Origin of the sequence: Aminobacter sp. BE322 (genome assembly GCF_050433525.1) — a bacterium.
Lineage (GTDB): Bacteria > Pseudomonadota > Alphaproteobacteria > Rhizobiales > Rhizobiaceae > Aminobacter.
In genome coordinates, this window is sequence record NZ_JBNPXB010000002.1 from 102,603 (window position 1) to 124,379 (window position 21,777).

A 21,777-nucleotide genomic window follows, 5' to 3' on the forward strand; every position below is an offset into this window, starting at 1 on the left:
TGCGTACTGCCTCGCCGGTCGACACTCCGGGATCGTAACCGGCTCGGCGACAGCCCTCAAGCATTACGGCGCCGCGCGTCGGAGACGCGCAAAGGACGCCGCAACACCTTGGACCATCGCATGACCTCGACCGAAAATCGGCTTCGACTTTCGGGGTCATGCGGCAGGAAAGCCCTGCGTCTCCACCGTGTAGCCGGCGGCCGTCATCACCCGCATCAGCTCGGCATGGCCGACCTCGGCCATCTTCAGCGGAGGGTTCTTCCTTGGGTCCTGCTCGGCCTCGACCACGAACCAGCCCTCGTAACCGTAGTCCGCGAACTTCTGCACGATCCTGCCGAAGTCGAGCGAGCCGTCGCCCGGCACCGTGAACGCGCCCAGCGCCACGGCGTCGAGGAAGGATTGCCTGGTCCAGTCGAGCCCCTTGATGACGTCCAAACGCACGTCCTTCACATGCACGTGGCTGATGCGCCTGTGGTGGTGGTCGATGGCGCGCAGCACGTCGCCGCCGGCAAAGGCGAGATGGCCGGCGTCGAGCAGAAGCGGGATTCCCTCGCCCGAATGCTTCATGAAGGCGTCGAGTTCGTGCTCGAACTGCACCACCGCCGCCATGTGGTGGTGATAGGACAGCGGCATGCCCTGCTCCGCGCACCATTCGCCGAATTCGGTCAGCTTGCGGGCATAGGCCTTCATCTCGTCGTCCGAGAGCACCGCCTTTGTCGCTAATGGCTTCGAGCGGTCGCCCTGTATCGAACGGCCGACCTCGCCATAGACGATGCAGGGTGCTGCGACCGCCTTGAACAGCTCGATCATCGGCTGGATGCGGTCCTTGTTGGCCGCCAGCTCCTCGTTGACCAGTGTGCCCGAGAACCAGCCGCCGCACAGCGTCACGTCCGCCTTCTTCAGGATCGGCAGCATCGCCTCTGGCGTGCTCGGGAACCGGCGCCCCTGCTCCATGCCGGTGAAACCCGCCGAGCGCGACTGTCGAAGGCACTCCTCCAGCGACACGTCATCGCTCAGTTCCGGAAGGTCGTCGTTCCACCATGCGATGGGGGACATGCCCAGTTTGGCTTTCACGTCAGTTCTCCATTCTTACCTCCCCCTTGTGGGGAGGTCGCGCCGCAGGCGCGGGTGGGGGTAATGATCACAGAGTGCGACGCCGGGTACCCCCACCCCGTCGCTTCGCGCCGACCCTCCCCACAAGGGGGAGGGTTAGATCCTCGGCGTTGCCCCCTCACTGTCCTGCCGGACATCTCTCCCCGCAGGCGGGGAGAGAGTGGCTGTCGTCACCGCCTCCGCCAATCATTGCCGGCGGTGCCGATTGGCGAAATCAGTGCGGCCAGCGTGTCTCTCCCCGTTTACGGGGAGAGATGTCCGGCAGGACAGTGAGGGGCAGCGCCAGCCTCACAGGCCAAGCTTTAGTCCCCCACCCGCTGCAGCTTGAGCTTTTCCTCGTAGCCCTTGCGCGCGGCGTTGACCTCGGCGCGCGGGCTCACCTCGGGCACCGCGACATCCCACCAGTGGCCGCCCTCGCCGGTCGAGATCAGCGGATCGGTATCGATCTGCACCACCGTCGTCCGGTCGCTCTTGCGGGCGCGGTCGAGCGCCGCTTCGAGATCGGCGATCGACGCCGCCTTCTCGGCATTTGCGCCCAGGCTTTTCGCATGGGCGACGAAGTCGATGTCGGGCAGAATCTCGTGCCTGGTGTCACGCAGCAGGTTGTTGAAGTTGGCCCCGCCGGTGGCCATCTGCAGCCGGTTGATGCAGCCATAGCCACGGTTGTCGAGCAGCACGATGGTGAGCTTGAGGCCGAGCATCACCGATGTCGCGATCTCCGAGTTCAGCATCAGATAGGAGCCGTCGCCGATCATGATGACGACCTCCTTGTCCGGCCGCGCCATCTTGGCGCCCAGGCCGCCTGCGATCTCGTAGCCCATGCAGGAGAAGCCGTATTCGGAATGGTAGGAGCCGGGTCCGCCCGCCTGCCACAGCTTGTGCATCTCCCCCGGCAGGCCGCCGGCGGCATGCAGCACGATGACGTCGGAGCCAAGCGTCCGCTGCACGGCGCCGATCACCTGTGCGTCCGAGGGCAGCGCTGCGTTGGTCGCAGCCGTCACCTTGGCCGCGGCCTTGCGCCACTCGGCCTTGCCGGCCTTGGCGTTCTCGGTCCATGACGCCCGCGCCTTGTAGCCGGCAAGCGCGTCTCCGAGTTCCGCGAGCCCTTCGCGCGCATCCGCGACCAACGGCAATGCTCGGTGCTTGCCGGCGTCGAACGCCTGCACGTTGAGGCCGATGATGGTTTTGCCCTCATTCTTGAACAGCGCCCACGAGCCCGTGGTAAAATCCTGCAGCCGCGTGCCGACCGCCAGCACCACGTCGGCCTCCTCGGCCAGCCGGTTTGCTGCCTCCGTGCCGGTCACGCCGACCGCCGCCATGTTCAGCCCGTGCTCGTCGGTCAGCGCCGACTTGCCGCCCTGCGTCTCGCAGACCGGGATGCCGGTGGCTTGCACGAAACGGTCGAGTTCATCCGACGCGCCGGAATAAAGCACCCCGCCGCCGGCCACGATCAGCGGCTTCTTCGCCGCCTTCAGCACCTCGGCCGCAGTCGCCAATTCGTCGCGGTCCGGGCGCGGCCGGCGCGGCGTCCACACCCGCTCGGCAAAGAAGCTCTCGGGATAGTCATAGGCCTCGGCCTGCACGTCCTGGCACAAGGACAGCGTGACGGGGCCGCATTCGGCCGGATCGGTCAGCACCTGCATGGCGCGCGCCAGGGCCGGGACGATCTGCTCGGGCCGCGTGATGCGGTCGAAATAGCGCGACACCGGGCGGAAGCAGTCATTGGCCGACACCGTGCCGTCCCCAAAGTCCTCGACCTGCTGCAGCACCGGATCCGGCAAGCGGTTGGCGAACACGTCGCCCGGCAGGAGCAGCACCGGCAGGCGGTTGACGTGTGCAAGCGCCGCCGCCGTCACCATGTTGACCGCGCCGGGGCCGATGGAGCTCGTCGCAGCCATCATGCGCTGGCGGAAATTGGCCTTGGCGAAGGCGATCGCCGCATGCGCCATCGCCTGCTCGTTGTGGGCGCGATAGGTCGGCAGCTCCTCGCGCACCTGGTAGAGCGCCTCGCCGAGCCCGGCGACGTTGCCATGGCCGAAGATCGCCCACACGCCGCCGAACAGCGGCAGCTTCTTGCCGTCGATCACGGTCATCTGCCGCGTCAGGTAGCGCGTCAGCGCCTGCGCCATGGTCAGGCGAACGGTCTTGGTCATCGTCTTCTCCTCCCGCTGCAGCGATGCATCCGAGGATGCCGGCTTCGCTACAGCTATCTTTCGATTTATGCCGCCCGACGGTCCCGCGCCGCAAGCCATGCCGTGGTCAGCTGTTCGAAACGCTGGGCCATGTCGTCCACCGCCGCATCGTCGGTCATCTTGCCGCCGAGCCACTGTTCCGCCGCATGAGCGAAGATGCTGCGCCCGACCGCGAAACCCTTGACGACAGGGGCGTCAGCAGTCGCTGCGAAGGCCACCTCGAGTTCGGCCAGCGGCGCCTCGAGCCCGAGCAACACCACGCCGCGGCAATAGGGATCGTTCCTGGTGATGACCGCCTCGATCTTCTTCCACGCGGCCGCCGACGCCTGCGGCTCGAGCTTCCACCAGTCCGGCTTGATGCCGAGCGCATAGAGCTCCTCCAGCGCGCGCGGAATGGTGTTCTCGTCGAGCTTGCCGTGCTTGCCGGCGATGATCTCGATCAGCAATTCGCGCCCCACCTTCCGCGCGGCCTCGAACAGCGCGCGCAGCTTCTGCTGCTGCTCGGCCTTGAGCTCCGCCGGATCGTCGGGATGGTAGAAGCACAGGCACTTGATGCAGTGCCCGACCGGCCACTCGACCAGCTGCGAACCAATGTCCTGCGAGAATTCGAAGCGCAGCGGCCGCGAGCCGGGCAACTCCACCGGGCGCCCCATCCAGCTGAAAGGATGGCGGGCGAACTCGAACATCGCCTCGCGGCCAAACTTTTCGTCGATCAGCATGCCGTAGCCCTCGCGGCCATCGGCCACCTTGGCCGCCGCCTTCACCGCCAGAACCTTGAAGTCGCGGATGCGCCGGGCATCCGCGCCGGTGCGCGCGGCGATGTCCTCCAGCTGGATGCGGTGGTCGCAGGCCAGCGCCATCATCGACGGGATCTCGTGCCGGCGCGTCGTCGCCCAATGCACGTGGTTGATCGCTTCGTCCTTGCGCAGGGCGCGTTCCTTGCTGCCGTTCTCGAGGAAGAACTGCAGCTCGTCGGAGGTCGGGATTTCCGGCGAGCACAGCAGCCGCGACACGGCAAAGGCGCCGCAGGCATTGGCCCAGGTCGCAGCCGTTGCCAGGCTCTCGCCGCCCAGCCAGCCGCGCAGGAAGCCCGACATGAAGGCGTCGCCGGCACCCAGCACGTTGTAGACCTCGATCGGAAAGCCCTTGCCGACGATGCCGGCCTCGAGGTCGTCGGCGATCGGCCCGTCATAGACGATGCAGCCCATCGGCCCGCGCTTCAGCACGATGGTCGCGTTGGACAGCGAGCGGATGGTCTTCAGCGCGGCCAGAAGCTCGCTCTCGCCCGAGGCGATCAGCACCTCTTCCTCGGTGCCGACGATCAGGTCGCAGTCGGCCAAGACGCCCTTGATGTGGTTCGACACCTTGTCGGAGGCGATGTAGCGGCTCTCGCCCGCGGCATGCCCTGCGAGGCCCCAGAGGTTCGGGCGGTAATCGATGTCGAACACCACCTTGCCGCCGGCCTCTTTGATCAGCTTCATCGCCTTGCGCTGGGCGGCGTCGGTGTTGGGCCGCGAGAAATGCGTGCCGGTGACGACGATCGCACGGGAGGATGCGATGAAGGCAGGATCGATGTCGTCTTCCGACAGCGCCATGTCGGCGCAGTTCTCGCGATAGAAGATCAGGGGAAAGGTCTTGTCGTTCTCGACCGACAGAAGCACCAGCGCCGTCAGCCGCTCCTTGTCGGTCACGAGCCCCTTGTCGGACACGCCCTCGCGCAGCATCTGCTCGCGGATGTAGCGGCCCATGTGCTCGTCGCCGACGCGGGTCAAAAGCGCCGAGCGCAGGCCGAGCCGGGCGGTGCCGATGGCGATGTTGGCGGGGCAGCCGCCGACCGACTTGGCGAAGGACGCCACGTCCTCCAGCCGCGATCCGGTCTGCTGGCCATAGAGATCGACCGACGCGCGCCCGATGGTGATGACGTCGAGTGTAGGCTGGTTCTTGGGGTCGGTCATTTTGTCCTCCCGGTCGCTCCGCCGCGCCGGCCTGCCCGCTTCGTCTGCTCGCAGGCCACACAATGCAATTTCAATTCCAATAGTACGTCAACCGGAATTTTCATTCCATCGACAGATTGTGACTGTGCGCCCCGAGGCCACTTACCCCCGAGGCGCCCAGTGCCGACAGTTCAGAGCCGGACGGTCTTGCCTTCCTTGGCCGACTTCAGCGCCGCATCCGCCAGCTTCAGCGCCATCAGGCCGTCCTTGCCGTGGGGCGAGATCTTGGCACCCTTGGTCACCGAGGCGATGAAGGCTGCGATCTCGTTGGCATAGGCCTCGGTATAGCGGGTCATGAAGAAGTCGTGCAGCGGCGGGCGGGTATAGCCCAGCGCGCCCGCGACCTCGATCGACACCGCCCGCTGGTTCTCGGCCGACACCATGCCGTCGGAGCCATGCACCTCGATGCGCTGGTCGTAGCCATAGGTGGCGCGGCGCGAATTGCTGATCACGCACTGCCGGCCGCTCGCCGTCACCAGGATCACCGAGACGCTGTCGAAGTCGCCGAGCTCGCCGATCTTCTTGTCGACCAGCACCGAGGCCGTCGCCGTCACCGCCACCGGCTCTTCGCCGAGCAGGAAGCGCGCCATGTCGAAGTCGTGGATGGTCATGTCGCGGAAGATGCCGCCCGAGCGGGTGATGTATTCCGCCGGCGGCGGGCCCGGGTCGCGCGAGGTGATCACCACCTGCTCGACCTTGCCGATGGCGCCGTCGTCGATCGCCTTGCGTACGGCGGCGAAATGCGGGTCGAAGCGGCGGTTGAAGCCGACCATCAGCGTGCCGCCGGCCTTTTCGACCACGGCCAGGCACTTTTCGACGCGGGCGGCGTCGAGGTCGATCGGCTTCTCGCAGAACACCGCCTTGCCGGCGAGCACAAAGCGCTCGATCAGGTCGGCATGGGTGTCGGTCGGGGTGCAGATCACCACCGCATCGATGTCCGACGCCTTTTCGATCTGATCGATGGAGCGAACCTCGCAGCCATAGGCCTCGGCGAGATCGTTGGCTGCCTTCTCGAAGGCATCGGCCACCGCAACCAGCTTCGCCTGCGGGTTGGAGGCAACGGCCTTGGCGTGGACCTTGCCGATGCGGCCTGCGCCCAGGACACCGAACCGAACTGTCATGACAACCTCATTTCCGTGGCCCGCGCCGTCCGGGCCTGCAATCTTGATCTGTGGGGATGGGGCCGCCCGCCGACGGGTGCCGGGCGGCCTGTTTTAGCTTACGCCTTCTTGCGCTTGTTCTGGCGGTGCTGGTCGATGATCACCGCCGACACGATGATGATGCCCTTGATGATTTCCTGATAGTAGGCGCCGACCTTGAGGAAGGTGAAGCCCGAGGTCAGCACGCCGAGGATGATCGTGCCGATCACCGTGCCGGTGATGCGCCCGACGCCGCCCGACAGCGAGGTGCCGCCGATGACCGCGGCCGCGATCGCGTCGAGTTCGTAGGCGACGCCCATGCCCGGCTGGCCCGACGCGGCGCGCGCCGCCGTCACCACGCCGGCGAGACCGGAGAGCAGGCCGGCGATGGCATAGACCTTGATCAGGTGGCCGCCGATGTTGATGCCCGAAACGCGCGCCGCCTGCGGGTTGGCGCCGATGGCATAGGTGAACTTGCCGTAGCGCGTGTAGCCCAGCGCGACATGGAAGACCACCGCGACCAGAAGGAAGATGATCACCGGCAGCGGCAGCGGGAAGCCCAGCACGTTGAAGCTCTTGCCGAACCAGGTGAAGCTGTCGTCGAGCAGGGCTACCGGCTGGCCGAGCGTGTACCATTTGGCGAGGCCGCGCGCCGACACCATCATGCCGAGCGTCGCGATGAACGGCGGTATCTTGGTCCTGGCCACCAGCGTGCCGTTGACGAAGCCGGCGAGCAGGCCGACGCCGAGGCCGGCGAGGATCGCCCAGATCGGCGACATGTCGGTGAGCGAGGGGTAGACCGCCCGCGGGTTGGCCGATGTCTGCGCGAGGCTCGCCGCCACCATGGCGACGAGGCCGACCACCGAGCCCGACGACAGGTCGACGCCGCCGGTGATGATGACCTGGGTCACGCCGACCGAGATGATGCCGATCACCGACACCTGCAGGATGATGATCGACAGGCGCTGCTTGTTCATGAGGAAGCTGTCGCCGACCAGGATCCAGCCGAGGATCTCGAAGACGATGGCGATGCCGATCAGCACGCCCAGGATCGAAACCTCCGGCGGCAGGCGCTTCTTGCTTCCGATGACGTTTGCGGGTCCCGCAATCTCGTTCGTCGACATGGTTCTTCCACCCTTGTGGTTCTTGGCACCGCTCAGTGCGACGCGAGTTCCATGATCTTGACCTGGCTGGCTTCAGTGCGGTCGAGGAAGCCGGTGACGCGGCCTTCGTGCACCACCATGATGCGGTCGCTCATGCCCAGCACTTCGGGCATTTCCGACGAGATCATGATGACCGCCACGCCCTGCCCCGCGAGCTTGGAGATCAGCCGGTGTATTTCCGCCTTGGCGCCGACGTCGATGCCGCGCGTCGGCTCGTCGAGGATCAGGATCTTCGGCTTGGTCAGCAGCCAGCGTCCGATCAGCACCTTCTGCTGGTTGCCGCCCGACAGGTTGATGATCGGCTCGGCCATGTCGGGCGTCTTGACCCTGAGCGCCGAGCTGATCTCGACGGAGTCCTTGCTCAGCTGCTTCTGCTTGACGAAGCCGCTCTTCACATAGCCCGACTGCAGTACCGCCATCTGGGTGTTTTCCTGGATGTCGAGCAGAAGGAAGCAGCCTGTCTCCTTGCGGTCTTCGGTCAGGAACGCCATGCCGTGCTTCATCGCCGTCGAGGGGCTGTCGATGCGCACCGTCTTGCCGAACAGCTCGATGGTGCCGGCGTTCGCCGGGGTCACCCCGAACACCGTCTCGGCGATGTTCGACCGGCCCGAGCCGACCAGGCCGGCGATGCCGAGGATCTCGCCCGAACGCACGTCGAAGGAGACGTCCTGGAACACGCCCTTGAGCGTCAGCCCCTTCACCGACAGCACCACGTCGCCGATCGGCACGTCCTCCTTGGGGAACATCTGGGTGATCTCGCGGCCGACCATCATCCTGATGATGTCGTCGCGCGTCACCTCGGTCGAGGCCTTGGTGGCGATGTACTTGCCGTCGCGGAACACCGAGAACTCGTCGGCGATCTCGAACAGCTCGTTCATCTTGTGGGTGATGTAGATGATGCCTTTGCCCTGCTCGCGCAGCGCCCGGATGATGGTGAACAGGTGGTCGACCTCGCGCTCGGTCAGGGCCGAGGTCGGCTCGTCCATGATCAGCACGTCCGATTCGTAGGACACCGCCTTGGCGATCTCGACCATCTGGCGGCTGGCCACCGTCAGCGTGCCCACCTGCACGTCGGGATCGATGTCGATGTTGAGCCGCCTGAACAGTTCGGCCGTCTTGCGCCGCATCTCGCCATGGTCGACGAAGCCCAGCCTGGTCGTCGGCTCGCGGCGGATCCAGATGTTCTCGGCCACCGTCATCGGCGCCATCAGGTTGAGTTCCTGGTGGATCATGGCGATGCCGTTCTCGAGCGCGTCCAGCGGCCCCTTGAGGCGGATGTCCTGGCCGCGCAGCTTGAAGCTGCCGGAATCGGGCGTGTAGATGCCGGCCACGATCTTCATCAGCGTCGACTTGCCGGCCCCGTTCTCGCCCATCAGCGCATGCACGCTGCCGCGCTTCAGCCTGAGCTGGACGTTGTCGAGCGCAAGCACGCCGGGAAACTCCTTGCGGACGTTCTCGACCTCGAGAAGGTAGCCGGCGTCCGTCGCGGCGCCACCTGCGGGCGCCGCTTCCATCATACCTGTGCTGTGCATGGCGATCGGTCCTCCCAGGCCCGGCCCGGCGCCTGCGCGGGGCATAGTCCTTCAGGGAAAATGCGCCGCCGTCCGGCGACGGCGCATTCCGCGGATCATATCAGTTTTTGGTCGTGTACTGGTCCATGTTCGCCGGGGTGACCAGCTCGAACGGCACCCAGACCGGCGACGTCACGGCTTCGCCCTTGGCGAGCTTCATGGCCGTGTCGACCGCGCCGCCGCCCTGCGCCGCCGCGTTCTGGAACACGGTGACGTCGAGGTCGCCGGCCTTCATGTAGGCGAGCGCTTCCTGGGTGGCGTCGACGCCGGCCACGATCACGTCCTTCATGTCCCAGCCGGCCGCCTTCATGGCGTTGATGGCGCCGATGGCCATGTTGTCGTTGTTGGAGATCACGGCGTCGGGCTTGTGGCCGGCGGCGATCCAGTTGGTCATCAGGTCCTGTGCCTTGACCGGATCCCAGCCTGCGGTCTGCTCGTCGATGACGTTCAGCTTGACGCCGCACTCGCTGCCGGCATTCACATCGTGAATGTCCTTGGTGCGCATCACGGCTGCCTGGTTGGCGAGGTCGCCGACCATGATCAGGATGCCCGCCTCGGTCTTGCCGGCTTCCTTGAGGATGCGGCAGACCTCCTTGGTCTCCAGCGTGCCCGAATCGACCTCGTTCGAGCCGACGAAGGCACCCTTGGCACCCAGCGCTCCGACGTCGATCGGCTCGCGGTTGACGTAGACGATCGGAATGCCCGCTTCGTTGGCAAGCTTGGTCATCGGCGCCGTGGCAGAGGTGTCGACCGGATTGACGATGATGGCATCGACCTTGGCGGCGATGAAGTTCTGCACCTGCGAAAGCTGCTTGTTGACGTCGTCGTCGGCGATCTCGATGACCACCGGCTGGCTGGCGTCCGCCGCCGCCTTCTCGATGCCCTTGCGGAGCACGGTCAGGAAGGTGTCCGAATTGGCCATGCTGACGCCGATGTCGCCGGCAAACGCGGTTCCCGCCAGCAGCACCGACAATGCGGCGCCGAGCAAATATTTCTTCATGATGACTCTCCTCCACGAACGGTGCCCGGCTGCACCCCATACGCCGGAAGCCCGCGGCTCTGCCGAAGGCCCATTTCCACGGGCGCCACCATCGCTCCTCTGCGATGTCGGTGCGGCACCCGCCTCCCGATGGCCGGCCCAATTCAGAATGTTCGGGCCGTGCTTTTTCTATATGAAATGTTTATTCCATATTCCGGTCGAACGTCAAGAGACATTCCATAGTCCGCCGATCAAACTTGCGTAAGCGCGGGCCGCGGACGGACGGCCACCCGCGGTGATCGCCTTGCCGGAAAGATTGTTCAGGTCCGCGCGCGGATGAACGCGATGCTCTCGGCGAGCGCGGCGCGAGGATCCGCCAGTCTGTGCACGGCGGGCGAGAACGGCTCGAAGGAGAGCAGGCCCTGGTAGCCGCCGGCGATCAGCGCCCGGATCTGGCCGACATTGTCGAGGCGATCACCAGCATCGACCAGCACGCGGTGCGGATCGCGCATGTCTGGCACCGTCACCGCCGGATCGTCGACGCCGGAGACATGCACTAGCCCGGTCATCCCCGGGAAAAGGTCCGGCTCTCCGGCGAGATGATGATGGAAGGTGTCGTGCACCATGCGAAACGTGGCCGTGCCGCCGACATCCTCGATCGCCTCGGCCGCCTCGCGCTTGGAACGCAGCGAGCAGATCTCGAAGCCGAGCGGCTCGACCAGGCCGCGCACGCCGCGGTCGCCGAGAATGGCCTTGAGCGCCGACAGCGCCGTCCTGAGGTTGCGCTGGCGTTCGCCGTCCGCCTGCCCGGTGCCGTCGTTGACCGGCACCAGGACCAGGGCGCTGGCGCCCACGTCGCGGGCATAGTCGGCCAGTTCGATGGCTTCGGCCTCGCGCGCGGCATTCCACTCGTTGAAGCGCTGCAGCGCGTTGATGCTTGTTATGGATATTCCATTTTCCGCCGCCAGCGCCTTGATCGCACCGGCCGGCGTGCCGTCGACGATGGCGTTGCCGGCAAGATCGTTGCGGATTTCGACGTCGCTGATGCCGAGTTCGCGGCAGAGCGCGAAGAACGCGGCGGGCTTCAGCTCCGGCGCCACCATGTGGTTCAGCGCGAATGTCAGCTTGCTGGTCGTGGACATGCCGGGTTCCTCCTTGGCCATCCTGCCGCGGCAGCTTCGTCGGCAGCCGTTTCATTCCATTCTTCGCCTAGAACGGAATAGTCAATCCATCTAGTGGCGAGAAACCCATCATTCCTGATAGATTCTCGTTCAGGCGGCCGGCCAGGAAGTTCCTGCGACGGGACACTCTTGGAGACTCGCCGAGAACGTGGCAAATGCGTTCGGAGGTTTGGGTGGGGGAATGACATGACGACGGAAACCGAGAGGGCCGAGCGGGAACGGATTCTGGCGGCGATGCTGGAGGCCTCGGTGCAGGACCAGCGCACCGTCGACGACAACCGTCGAAGCATCGCTCCGCTGCTGGACGGCATGTCCGTTCGGGAAGGCATCAGGCATGACGACGACCGCGGCAGCGTCACCGAAATCTACGACCCGCGCTGGAACTGGCATCCCGATCCGCTGGTGTTCTCCTATGTGTTCACCATTCGCCCCGGCCTGGTGAAGGGCTGGGGCCTGCACAAGCTGCACGAGGACCGCTATTTCGTCATCAGCGGCGAACTCGAGCTCGTCCTCTACGACCCGCGCCCGGACTCGAGCACCTTCGGCAAGATCTGCAAGGTCTACCTGTCGGGCGCCAGGCCGCGGCTGGTCAACGTCCCGAAATTCGTCTGGCACGCGGATCGCAACATCGGCACGACCGACGTCGTCGTGGTCAACTTCCCGACCATCCAGTACGACCATTCGAAGCCGGACAAATATCGCCTGCCTCTCGACACCGATCTCATCCCCCACAGCTTCGGTGACGCCAGGGGATGGTGAGCCGTCCCCTCGTCTCCATACTGATGCCGACGCACTGCCGGCCCGACGTCGTCGGGCTTGCGATCGAGTCCGTCCTTGACCAGACATTCGGCGACTTCGAACTCCTCGTCGTCGGCGACGGGGCGGTGCCCGGCACGGCAGAGGCGGTTCGCCGCTTCGACGATCCGCGGGTCCGCTTCTTCGACCTGCCCAAGGCGCCGCATTTCGGCTACGCCAATCGCAACGTCGCCCTGCGGCAATCCCGCGGCGAGCTGATCGGCTTCGCGGCCGACGATGACCTTCTGTTCCCGGACCATCTCGAAATCCTGCTCCAGGGCCTCGAGGGCGGCGCCGCCATCACCTACGGCCAGTCGCTCTGGGTCTCCACCGACGGCATCGCCGCGCCATTCCTGACCAATCTGGAGTTTCCCGACGAGATGCAGGCCTTTCGCCGGGCCAACAGCATTCCGGCGAGCTGCTTCCTCTACAAGGCGGATGCCCTGCCCCGCCGTGACGCGTGGCCGGAAAACGTGCCGGCGGCGGCTGACTGGCACCTCTGGCAGCGCATCATCTCGGCCAAGCCGGGCTCGCCGCTGACTCATTGCAGGACGCCGACCATGCTGCACTTCAGCGCCCGCAGGAAGGGCTCGCGCCATTCCGGGATGCCGCAGCTGGCGGCCTGGCTCCACATCGCCGACAACGTGCCCTGGTGGCCCGCCGAACTGCGGGTGCCAGTCGCACCGGATCGAACGGAGCAGGAAGCCTATGCGCAACTGATGCGCGGCGAGCCGGACTGGCCGGCCCGAGCCCGGCGCGCTTCCGGCGACCTGGTCTCGCGCCTGGCATGGGGAAACATCCAGGGCGCCCACGCGACCCTCGATGCGCTTGCCACCGCGCAGGCCGCCGCGCCCTCCCGGCCGCCCAAGTCGATGGCCCGGCGCGTGGTCGCCGAGATCGGCAGGATCCCGAGGAATCTCCGGCGCCGCCTGGCCCGCTGAGCCGGCTAAACGGCGAGCCGCCTCAGATGTTCTCCGGCAGGTAGATGTCGAATGGCAGGAAAGTCTGCCCGGGAGCGTTCGCCGGCCCGTCCTCGGCCGCATGCGCCATCAGGCCGACGAGCTCGCGGCACAGCGGCTGCAGCGGCGTCGCGATCGCCATGACTGCGAGATTGTCGGCCAGGGCCGCGCGGGTATCGACCGTGATCTCGTTGCAGATCAGAACCGGCAGAGGATCGGGCCTGACCTGTCGCAGCGCCGAGATTGCCCCCTCGATGCCGCCGCCGGCCACATAGCAGCCGACGAGATCGTCGTGCTGCCTGAGCAGATCGCCCAGCACCTCCCGGGTGATCTCGTGGGACTCTTGGTTGACGATGGTCTCAAGCAGCGTGAACTCAGGCGCGTGCTCCCGGAAGAAGGCGCGGAAGCCGATCTCGCGCAGCTCGTGGCCGTGGAAGCGGTGGCTGCCGACGAACAGAGCCACCTTGCCCGGCCGGCGCGCGCACTTGGAGATCATCCAGGCGGCCGTGCGGCCGACCTTGAGGTTGTCGATGCCGACGTAGCCTTCGCGCACGCCGGTAGCGAAGTCCGACAGCAGCGAGAAGGCGGGGATGCCGCGCTCCTTCATTTCGGCCACCGCAGCCGTGACCGTCGGATGGTCGGGACTGACCAGCGCCACCGCATCGCAGTTTGCCCCCAGCCGCCGCAATCGCTCGACGATCTCTTCGGGCGCGAGTGTATCGGCGAATTCGATGGTCGCCGTGCCACGGAAACCCGACGCCTGGGCAATGGCCTTCTCCAGTTCGCCGGCGAAGGCGCGATAGAACACATCCTTCGGCCGCAGCAGCACGAAGCCGAGTCGGTACTCGGGCAATTCCTTGCGCATGCGCTGCGCGATCAATCCCGCCGCGTGATAGCCGATTGCGGTCGCCGCCTCGTAGACGCGGCGCTGCGTCTCCTCGCGCACCGGCAGGCGCCCGTTCAGCACCCGGTCGACGGTTGCGACGCTGACACCCGACACGCGGGCGAGATCGGTGATGGTGGGCCTTTTGCTCATGTCCGCTTCCAGGAGTTCGCGCCAATCATAACCCGCCATGATAGAAAATGATATATTCTATCATGATATGATTGCAAAATCCGCATCATGGGCTACCATCCTTGCAGTGAACGATCTCCGGCGCCCATCGCGGAACCGTTCCCGACTTCCAGGGAGAGAGCCATGACCGTGACGCCTTCGGCGCGCGACTACAGCCTTGTGGGAGAAAGCGCCCGCCGCGCCGTCGAAAGTGGCCTCGCCGCCGCCGAGTGGTACCACACCGACATCCCCCGCAAGCAGATGAAGGAGCTGATGCAGCGCTCAGACGCGCCTGCCATCCGCGACGCGGCGATCTGGCTCGGCCTTCTCGCTGCCTTCGGTGCCGCCGGCGCGACCCTCTGGGGCAGCTGGTGGTGCGTGCCCTTCTTCCTCTGCTACGGCGTGCTCTACGGCTCGGCCACCGACTCCCGCTGGCACGAATGCGGCCACGGCACCGCCTTCAAGACACCCTGGATGAACGACGCGGTCTACCAGATCGCCAGCTTCATGATCATGCGCAACCCGGTGACCTGGCGCTGGAGCCACACCCGCCACCACACCGACACCGTCATCGTCGGCCGCGACCCGGAGATCGCCGTCATGCGCCCGCCGGACCTTCTGCGCGTCGTGCTCAACTTCTTCGGCCTGCTCGACGCCTGGCACGCCATGGTCGACATGGTGCGCAACGCCGCCGGCATCATCGGCACGGAGGAAAAGACCTTCATTCCCGAGAGCGAGCGGCCCCGTGCCATCCGCATCGCCCGCATCTGGCTCGCCATCTACCTGGCCACAATAACGCTCGCGCTCTATCTCGGCTCATGGCTGCCGCTGCTGCTGATCGGCCTGCCCCGCCTCTACGGCGCCTGGCATCACGTGCTCACCGGCCTGTTGCAGCATGGCGGCCTCGCCGACGACGTCGTCGACCACCGCCTCAACAGCCGCACCGTGCTGATGAACCCGGTCAGCCGCTTCGTCTACTGGAACATGAACTACCACGTCGAACACCACATGTTCCCCATGGTGCCCTATCACGCGCTGCCGAAGCTGCATGAGATGATCAAGCACGACCTGCCGGCACCGAGCCCGTCCATCTGGGCCGGCTACCGCGAGATGTTGCCGGCCTTTGTCCGCCAGCTCCGCAACGAGGACTATTTCGTCAGGCGCGAGCTGCCGCCGACGGCGCGGCCCTATCGCGGGGAACTCCACTGCGAGGCCGCACTCGCCGCCGAGTAACGCCTCCCAAGGCGCGCCTCCGGGGCGGCGGCCCCCAGCCGCCCCGCTTTTCGAAACCCCAGGGAGAAGAGTAATGAGCGATTGGATCGACGCCTGCGCGGCAGAGGACATCGACGAGGAAGACGTGATCCGCTTCGACCATGCGGGCCGCAGCTTCGCCATCTACCGCAGCCCCGAGGACGAGTTCTTCGCCACGGACGGCCTCTGCACCCACGAGCAGATCCACCTGTCGCAGGGGCTGGTCATGGGCGACATCATCGAGTGCCCCAAGCACAACGGCCGCTTCAACTACAAGACCGGGGCCGCCCGCGGCGCGCCCGTCTGCGTCAACCTCAGGACCTATGCGGTCAAGGTCGACGACGGCCGCGTCTTCATCCAGTTGGGCAACTGACGTGCGCGCGGGAATGGTCATCATCGGGGCCGGCGAATGCGGCACGCGCGCCGCCTTCGCCCTGCGCGAGGCGGGTTATGACGGCAGCGTCACGCTCGTCGGCGCGGAACCCCACCTGCCCTATGAACGTCCGCCGCTCTCCAAGGAAGCGATGACCGGCGACACGCCGTCGATCAAGGCCATCGCCGACGCCGCCCGCCTCGCCGAGCACCGCATCGACCTGAAGGGCGAGACATCAGCCACCAGCATCGACCGCGCCAACCGCTCAGTGCGGCTCGCTGACGGCACCGACCTTGCCTATGAAAAGCTGTTGATCGCCACTGGCGCAGTACCCCGCCAGCTGCCCCTTCCCGGACTTGGCTCCCGCTCGGTCTATCTCCGCACCTTCGACGACGCGCTCCGCATCCGCCGCAATCTCCGGGAAGGCGTGCGCATCGCCATTATCGGCGGCGGCTTCATCGGTCTCGAACTCGCAGCCTCGGCCCGCAAGCTCGGCGCCGCAGTCACCGTCATCGAGGCGCAGCCGCGCATCCTCATGCGCGGCGTGCCCGGGGAAATCGCAGAAGTCGTCCACGACACCCATGTCGCCGAGGGCGTCGACATCGTCTGCGGCGACGGCATCGCTTCGATCGAAGACGACGGCGAGACCGTGCGCATCGCGCTGTCCAGCGGCAGGATCATCGATGCCGACCTCGCCGTCATCGGCATCGGCGCGGTGCCCGTCACCACCCTTGCCGAAACCGCCGGCCTCGCCCTCAACAACGGCATTTCGGTCGACGCCCGGCTGCGCACGTCCGACCCCGACATCTTCGCCGCCGGCGACTGCTGCTCGTTCCCGCTCGCCGTCTATGGCGGCCGCCGCGTTCGCCTCGAGGCCTGGCGCAGCGCCCAGGAACATGGCGGGCTCGCCGCCCGCAACATGCTGGGCGCCGAGGAAGCCCATGCCTGCGTGCCCTGGTTCTGGTCCGACCAGTACGGCCTCACCCTGCAGATCGCCGGCCTGCCCGACGAGGGCGAGCGCACCATCCGCCGCGACCTCGACGACGGCGCCTTCATCCTGTTCCATCTCAAGCACGACGGCCGCCTGGCTGCGGCCAGCGGCATCGGCCCGGACAATGCGGTCGCCCGCGACATCCGCCTCGCCGAGATGCTGATCGGCAAGCAGGCCCGACCCGATCCGGCCGCCCTGGCCGCCGCCTCGGTCAAGCTCAAGAGCCTGCTCGCCGCCTGAAATTGGCCGCGAGGCGGCTTGAGAATCGCCGCGGATTCCGGGACTCTGTGGCGAGGCGGGCGGCCGCCTCGTTTGGGAGGGGCTGGAAATGCCGGTCAGCGAATTCGGGCGGATGCCGGACGGCTCGGTCGTCGAGGCGATTTCGATCGCCGCCGACGGCATCGCGGCAAACATCCTCACCTTCGGCGCCTCGCTCGCCGACCTGGTCGTCGTCACGCCCGACGGCCCGCGTTCGGTGGTGCTCGGCTTCGACAGCCTCGACGGCTACCTGGCCCATGGCGCCTTCTTCGGCGCCATCGCCGGCCGCTGCGCCAACCGCATCGCCGGCGGCCGCTTCACCCTCGACGGCACAGAGCACCAGCTCGACCTCAACGAGGCCGGCCGCACCCATCTGCATGGCGGTTCGGACGGTTTCTTCCGCCGCAACTGGACGGTGGTCGACGCCAGCGACGATTCCGTCCTGCTCGGGCTCGCCTCGCCCGACGGCGACCAGGGCTATCCGGGCAAGGTGATCGCCACCTGCCGCTATTCGGTCGACGCCGGCCGGCTGCGCATCGCGCTCGGCGCGCGCAGCGACGCACCGACCTTGATGAACCTCGCCACCCACGCCTATTTCAACCTCGACGGCGGCGGCACCGTCCTCGACCACCGCCTCAGGATCGCGGCGGAAGCCTACACGCCGGTCGACATGCGGAACACGCCGACCGGGGACGTGCTCGCTGTCGACGAAACCCCATTCGACTTCCGTGAGCTTCGCCCGATCCGCAACGGACCCGACGGTGCGCATGCGGCCTACGACCACAATTTCGTGCTCGCCATGCAGCCGGTGGCCGAGCCCTGGCATGCCGCCCGGCTGGAGGGACAGCACTCCGGCATCCGTCTCGACCTGTGGACCACCGAGCCGGGGCTGCAGTTCTACGATGGCGGCTTCCTGCCCGTCGCCCCGCCGCTGCGCGGCGGCGTCGAAGGCGTGCGCCATGGCGGGCTCTGCCTCGAACCGCAGCGTTTCCCCGATGCCGCCAACCACCCGCATTTCCCGAGCGCCGTGCTCCGGCCCGGCGAGATCTACTCGCAGGTGACCGAGTACCGGTTCTCGATGGTGGAGTAGGCGGGCGGGTGCCTTACCCTCCCCCTCGTGGGGAGGGTCGATCCGCGCAGCGGATCGGGGTGGGGGTATCGACGGAACCCGAAAGCCAGCGCCCTCACACCCTCGCGCAGAGCGCCTCGAAGAAGGCGACGTTGTCGAGGTCGAGCGGATCGTCCACCGGCAGCGCCTGCGACGACATCTTGGCGATCACCACTTCCGCCTTCGGGTCGACATAGAGCCACTGGCCGTGGATGCCGATGCCGCAATAGGCTCCCGACGCATTGCCGGTCTGGTACCACTTGTTGCGGTAGCGGCCGGTGGCGAACAGGTTGGTCATGGTGCCGCGCTGCCAGGCCCCGGCGTCGCCGCCGTGGATGGTGTCCTCGACCCAGGCCTGCGGCACGATGCGCCCGCCCTCGGCGGTGCCGCCCTGCCGCATCATCTCGCCGACGCGGGCGAGATCGCGCACCGCCACCGAGACGCCGCCCGCCGCGCGCGCCGTGCCTTCCTTGTCGACGGTCACGAAGCCGTCGCGCTTGGCCCCCACGGGGCGCCACAGCTTCTCCGCCATCAGCTCGGCGTAGCGCTGGCCCGACGCGCGCTCGACGATGATGCCGAGCAGGTCGGAGTTGGGCGAGCGGTAGCGGAAGGTCCGGCCATGCGGCTCGTCCAGCTGCTTGAGCGAGACCAGGAACTCGCGCAAAGATTCCGCCCCGCCGCCGGGGTTCCACATCGTCGCCCGGCGATAGCGGGCAAACAGGCTCTCGGGATCGAGATAGGCCTCCTCGAAATCGAGGCTGACGGTCATGTCGAGCACGTGCCGCACCGTCGCATTGGCATAGACCGAGCCCGCCGCCTCCGGCACGTAGGCCGTCACCGGCGCGTCCGGATCGAGCTTGCCCTCGCCTTCGAGGGCGCCCGCCAGGATCGCCGTCAGCGACTTCGAGATCGAGAAGATGATGTGCCGCGATTCAGGCTTCATCGTCGGCGCGAACCAGTCGCCGACGAAGCGCCCCTTCTTCATCACCGTCAGCGCGTCGGTCGAGGAGCGTTCGAGGAACGCCAGAGCCGTCTCGCTGCTGCCGCCGATGTCCAGCGTCTCGCCGAGCACGCCGCCAAGGTCGACGGGTGCGGCTTCCAGGTTGCCTTCTCGCGCGGCGAAGCGCGTGCTCGTCACCATCTCGCCGACATTCTGGAAGGCCCAGCGGTTGAACGGCTGCTCGCGCCAGTTGCCGAGCGCCACGTCCTTGCGGGCGAAGCCGAACATGCGTTCGAACGCAGTGGGTGGCGTCATGATCTTTCCTTGCTGCTGGTATCCTGCCGGTCAGGCGAGCGCGTCGGCGATCGCGTGCACGGCCTTGAGCGTCGCCACCGAATAGGCGACGGAGGTGAATTCGGGCCAGGTCGACAGCTTCACCGTCACCATCCCCGTGTCCCAGTCGATATGGATCAGCTGCCCGAACACGCCGCGGCACATCAGCGCGCGCGAGCGCGGGTCCTCGATCCAGAACTGGTTGCGGTAGCTGCCCTCGGGCATCGAGGCGCTGTAGTTGGACCCGTGCACGCCCCGCCGCGTCTCGGCGATCCAGTCGGCCGGCACGATGCCGGCGCCGTCCTCGAGGATCGTCTGGCCAAAGCGGGCATAGTCGCGCAGCGTCGCGTTGAAGCCGCCGTCGGCCACCGCATAGCCGGCGCTGTCGACCGTGAAGTAGGCGCTCTCCTCCGCCCCGATCTTCTGCCACAGCTCCTCGGAAACCAGCTGCGCCAGGCGCTTGCCGGTCGCGCGTTCCATGACGAAGGCGAGCACGTCGGTCTCGATCGAGCGGTATTCGAAGGCAGCGCCATGCGGCCGCGTCGTCTCGGTCAGGCCGAGGATCAGCTCGAACACATGCCGCGGCCACTTGAACGCCGGGTCGGTGCCCGCCGGCACCGGCTTCCAGCCGCAGGCGACGTCGACCTGGCCGATGTCGGAATAGGGATCGGTATAGGCCTCGCTGAAGCGCACGCCGGTGGTCATGTCGAGCACGTGCTGGACGGTGGCGCCGTTCCAGCCGGTCGCGGCCAGGTCCGGCAAGTAGTCGGTCACCAGCTTCTTGGGGTCGACGACGCCGCGCCCGGCAAGGATGCCGAACACCGTGCCCGTCACCGACTTCGCCACCGACTGCGACAGGTGCGGCGTGCGCGCCGTCATGGCGTTGAAATAGCGCTCATAGGCGATCTTGCCGTCCTTGAGCACGATGAAGCCGTCGGTATAGGTCTCGTCGAGCAGGCCCGTAAGCGTCGTCGGCTTGCCCGTGCTGTCGCTCACCGGCAGCTGGTCGAGATCGGTTTCGGCGCGCGGCAGCTCGCGCACCGGCCCCTCGCCGCGCCACACCTCGGCCGTCGGCACGATCTCGCGCACATGTTGGAAGGCCCAGCGGTTCCACGGCGGCATGTCCCACGCCGTCTTCGGCACCGGCATCGCCGGCGGCGAGCCCTGCATGATCGGCGGGTGGCTTTCACTGTTGCGGTAGGAGCTCATGGCATCTCAACCCATCTCCTCTCCCCGCTTGCGGGGAGAGGATGCCGGCAGTCAGATGAGGGGCCGCGCGACCGCTTCGAGCCTGGCGCCGTCCCTCACGGGCACCTCTCCCCGTGGACGGGGATAAGGGAAAGCCCTTACTTCTGCAGTTCGGTCCAGATCTTGGTGTAGAGCGCCTGGACCTCCGGCGAGCACAGGCGCTGCAGTTCGCCGCGTGCCTTTTCAGCCTCGGGAATGATCACTTCCGGCGCATCCTTCATGTCGGCCGGCATGAACTTGTCCGAGCCGGCGATGCCGTTGGCATAGCGGTGGAAGGCCGAGTTCATCGCCGCGTTTTCCGGATCCATCATGAAGTTCTGGAACAGCTTGGCGTTCTCGACGTTCTTAGCTTCCTTCAGCACGACGATGTTGTCGCTCCAGAGGCCGTAGCCCTCCTTGGGATAGCTGTAGTGGATGGCCGGATTGGCGAGGCGCTGGCGCAGCGCCGAGCCGTTCCAGTCGCTGGTCGCCTTGAAGTCGCCGGCACCCATCTTCTCGATGGTGTTGTACTCCATGGCGATCCAGTTCGGCTTGGCCGCCACCAGCGTGTCGCGCACCTTCCTCAGGACCGCCTTGTCGTCGGTGCACTGCTCGCCGCCGACATATTTGATCGCGGCGAAGATCACGTCGTTCATCTCGGGAACGACGTTGACCTTGCCCTTCAGCTCCTCGGGCGTGTTGAAGATGACGCCCCAGCTGTCGGCCGGTCCCTTGTAGGTATCGGTGTTGACGACGACGCCGATCGTGCCCCAGGCCCACGGCACCGAGTATTTGCGGCCGGGGTCGAAGTCGGGGTTGGCCCATTCCGGCGAGACGTTCTTGAAGTTCTCCATCTGGCCCGGATTGGTCTCCTGGATGAGGCCTTCCTTGATCCAGATCGGGATGAAGGTCTGGGACGGCATGGCGATGTCGAAGCCGGTACCGCCCTGGCGCACCTTGGCGAGCGCGGTGTCGTTCGAGTCGTAGTCGGTCACCGTCACCTTGACGTCGTACTGCTTCTCGAACTTCTTGATCATGTCGGGGCTGATGTAGTTGCCCCAGTTGTAGATGTTGAGTTCGCCCGCCGCCGAGGCGAGGCTGGTCGAAGCCAGCAGCGCCAGGCCGGCGGCCATCGACATGGATTTCAGGTTCATCA

18 protein-coding genes are annotated in these 21,777 nt (G+C 66.6%); 6 read left to right on the forward strand and 12 right to left on the reverse strand.

Annotation, left to right across the window (positions count from 1 at the left end):
- Positions 1-156 precede the first annotated feature (156 nt).
- The 8 genes from iolE to J2X50_RS04575 form a co-directional block, all read right to left on the reverse strand.
- Positions 157-1,074, reverse strand: coding sequence for a myo-inosose-2 dehydratase (iolE, locus tag J2X50_RS04540; RefSeq protein ID WP_429092092.1), 918 nt, complete (start codon positions 1,072-1,074; stop codon positions 157-159).
- Positions 1,075-1,415: 341 nt separating this feature from the next.
- Positions 1,416-3,266 carry a 3D-(3,5/4)-trihydroxycyclohexane-1,2-dione acylhydrolase (decyclizing) gene (gene iolD / locus J2X50_RS04545; protein WP_429092095.1) on the reverse strand — a complete coding sequence of 617 codons (1,851 nt, stop codon included), beginning with the start codon at positions 3,264-3,266 and terminating at the stop codon, positions 1,416-1,418.
- Positions 3,267-3,331: 65 nt separating this feature from the next.
- A complete protein-coding gene (locus J2X50_RS04550; RefSeq protein ID WP_429092098.1) occupies positions 3,332-5,260 on the reverse strand; it encodes a bifunctional 5-dehydro-2-deoxygluconokinase/5-dehydro-2-deoxyphosphogluconate aldolase in 1,929 nt (642 codons plus the stop codon).
- A gap of 170 nt (positions 5,261-5,430) precedes the next feature.
- Positions 5,431-6,420, reverse strand: coding sequence for an inositol 2-dehydrogenase (gene iolG / locus J2X50_RS04555; protein ID WP_429092101.1), 990 nt, complete (start codon positions 6,418-6,420; stop codon positions 5,431-5,433).
- 98 nt (positions 6,421-6,518) lie between these two features.
- Positions 6,519-7,562: an ABC transporter permease gene (locus J2X50_RS04560; RefSeq protein ID WP_429092103.1), complete on the reverse strand. Its 1,044-nt coding sequence runs from the start codon at positions 7,560-7,562 to the stop codon at positions 6,519-6,521.
- Between the two features lie 32 nt (positions 7,563-7,594).
- On the reverse strand, positions 7,595-9,133 hold the full coding sequence (locus J2X50_RS04565; protein ID WP_429092106.1) for a sugar ABC transporter ATP-binding protein: 1,539 nt from the start codon (positions 9,131-9,133) through the stop codon (positions 7,595-7,597).
- A gap of 100 nt (positions 9,134-9,233) precedes the next feature.
- Complete coding sequence (locus J2X50_RS04570; protein ID WP_347965933.1) at positions 9,234-10,172, reverse strand: substrate-binding domain-containing protein; 939 nt, start codon at positions 10,170-10,172, stop codon at positions 9,234-9,236.
- 299 nt (positions 10,173-10,471) lie between these two features.
- Positions 10,472-11,293 carry a TIM barrel protein gene (locus tag J2X50_RS04575; RefSeq protein WP_429092108.1) on the reverse strand — a complete coding sequence of 274 codons (822 nt, stop codon included), beginning with the start codon at positions 11,291-11,293 and terminating at the stop codon, positions 10,472-10,474.
- Positions 11,294-11,518: 225 nt separating this feature from the next.
- Here J2X50_RS04575 and J2X50_RS04580 point away from each other — a divergent pair, with 225 nt between their 5' ends.
- Both J2X50_RS04580 and J2X50_RS04585 read left to right on the forward strand, forming a co-directional pair.
- Complete coding sequence (locus J2X50_RS04580) at positions 11,519-12,091, forward strand: dTDP-4-dehydrorhamnose 3,5-epimerase family protein (RefSeq protein WP_429092110.1); 573 nt, start codon at positions 11,519-11,521, stop codon at positions 12,089-12,091.
- On the forward strand, positions 12,085-13,068 hold the full coding sequence (locus J2X50_RS04585) for a glycosyltransferase family 2 protein (protein WP_429092112.1): 984 nt from the start codon (positions 12,085-12,087) through the stop codon (positions 13,066-13,068). The genes J2X50_RS04580 and J2X50_RS04585 overlap by 7 nt, the downstream gene beginning before the upstream one ends.
- A 22-nt stretch (positions 13,069-13,090) precedes the next feature.
- Here the strand turns inward: J2X50_RS04585 and J2X50_RS04590 are convergent, their stop codons facing one another.
- Positions 13,091-14,122: a LacI family DNA-binding transcriptional regulator gene (locus J2X50_RS04590; RefSeq protein ID WP_429092114.1), complete on the reverse strand. Its 1,032-nt coding sequence runs from the start codon at positions 14,120-14,122 to the stop codon at positions 13,091-13,093.
- Between the two features lie 162 nt (positions 14,123-14,284).
- Here J2X50_RS04590 and J2X50_RS04595 point away from each other — a divergent pair, with 162 nt between their 5' ends.
- The 4 genes from J2X50_RS04595 to J2X50_RS04610 all read left to right on the forward strand — a co-directional run bounded on the left by J2X50_RS04595 (position 14,285) and on the right by J2X50_RS04610 (position 18,103).
- Positions 14,285-15,373: a fatty acid desaturase family protein gene (locus J2X50_RS04595; protein WP_429092117.1), complete on the forward strand. Its 1,089-nt coding sequence runs from the start codon at positions 14,285-14,287 to the stop codon at positions 15,371-15,373.
- A 73-nt stretch (positions 15,374-15,446) separates the two neighbouring features.
- Positions 15,447-15,764 (forward strand): MocE family 2Fe-2S type ferredoxin, encoded by a 318-nt coding sequence (locus J2X50_RS04600; protein WP_429092120.1) that lies wholly within the window; start codon positions 15,447-15,449, stop codon positions 15,762-15,764.
- A 13-nt stretch (positions 15,765-15,777) separates the two neighbouring features.
- Positions 15,778-16,995: an NAD(P)/FAD-dependent oxidoreductase gene (locus tag J2X50_RS04605; protein WP_429092122.1), complete on the forward strand. Its 1,218-nt coding sequence runs from the start codon at positions 15,778-15,780 to the stop codon at positions 16,993-16,995.
- 88 nt (positions 16,996-17,083) lie between these two features.
- Positions 17,084-18,103 carry an aldose epimerase family protein gene (locus J2X50_RS04610; protein WP_429092124.1) on the forward strand — a complete coding sequence of 340 codons (1,020 nt, stop codon included), beginning with the start codon at positions 17,084-17,086 and terminating at the stop codon, positions 18,101-18,103.
- Positions 18,104-18,197: 94 nt separating this feature from the next.
- Here J2X50_RS04610 and J2X50_RS04615 read toward each other — a convergent pair whose 3' ends face one another.
- From J2X50_RS04615 to J2X50_RS04625, 3 genes are all read right to left on the reverse strand, one after another.
- Positions 18,198-19,376 (reverse strand): serine hydrolase domain-containing protein, encoded by a 1,179-nt coding sequence (locus tag J2X50_RS04615; protein WP_429092127.1) that lies wholly within the window; start codon positions 19,374-19,376, stop codon positions 18,198-18,200.
- Between the two features lie 30 nt (positions 19,377-19,406).
- Positions 19,407-20,603, reverse strand: a complete 1,197-nt coding sequence (locus J2X50_RS04620; protein ID WP_429092129.1) for a serine hydrolase domain-containing protein — start codon at positions 20,601-20,603, stop codon at positions 19,407-19,409.
- 137 nt (positions 20,604-20,740) lie between these two features.
- The gene (locus tag J2X50_RS04625) at positions 20,741-21,775 is read right to left on the reverse strand and encodes an extracellular solute-binding protein (RefSeq protein ID WP_429092131.1); all 1,035 of its coding nucleotides are present in this window, start codon (positions 21,773-21,775) and stop codon (positions 20,741-20,743) included.
- Positions 21,776-21,777: the final 2 nt, after the last annotated feature.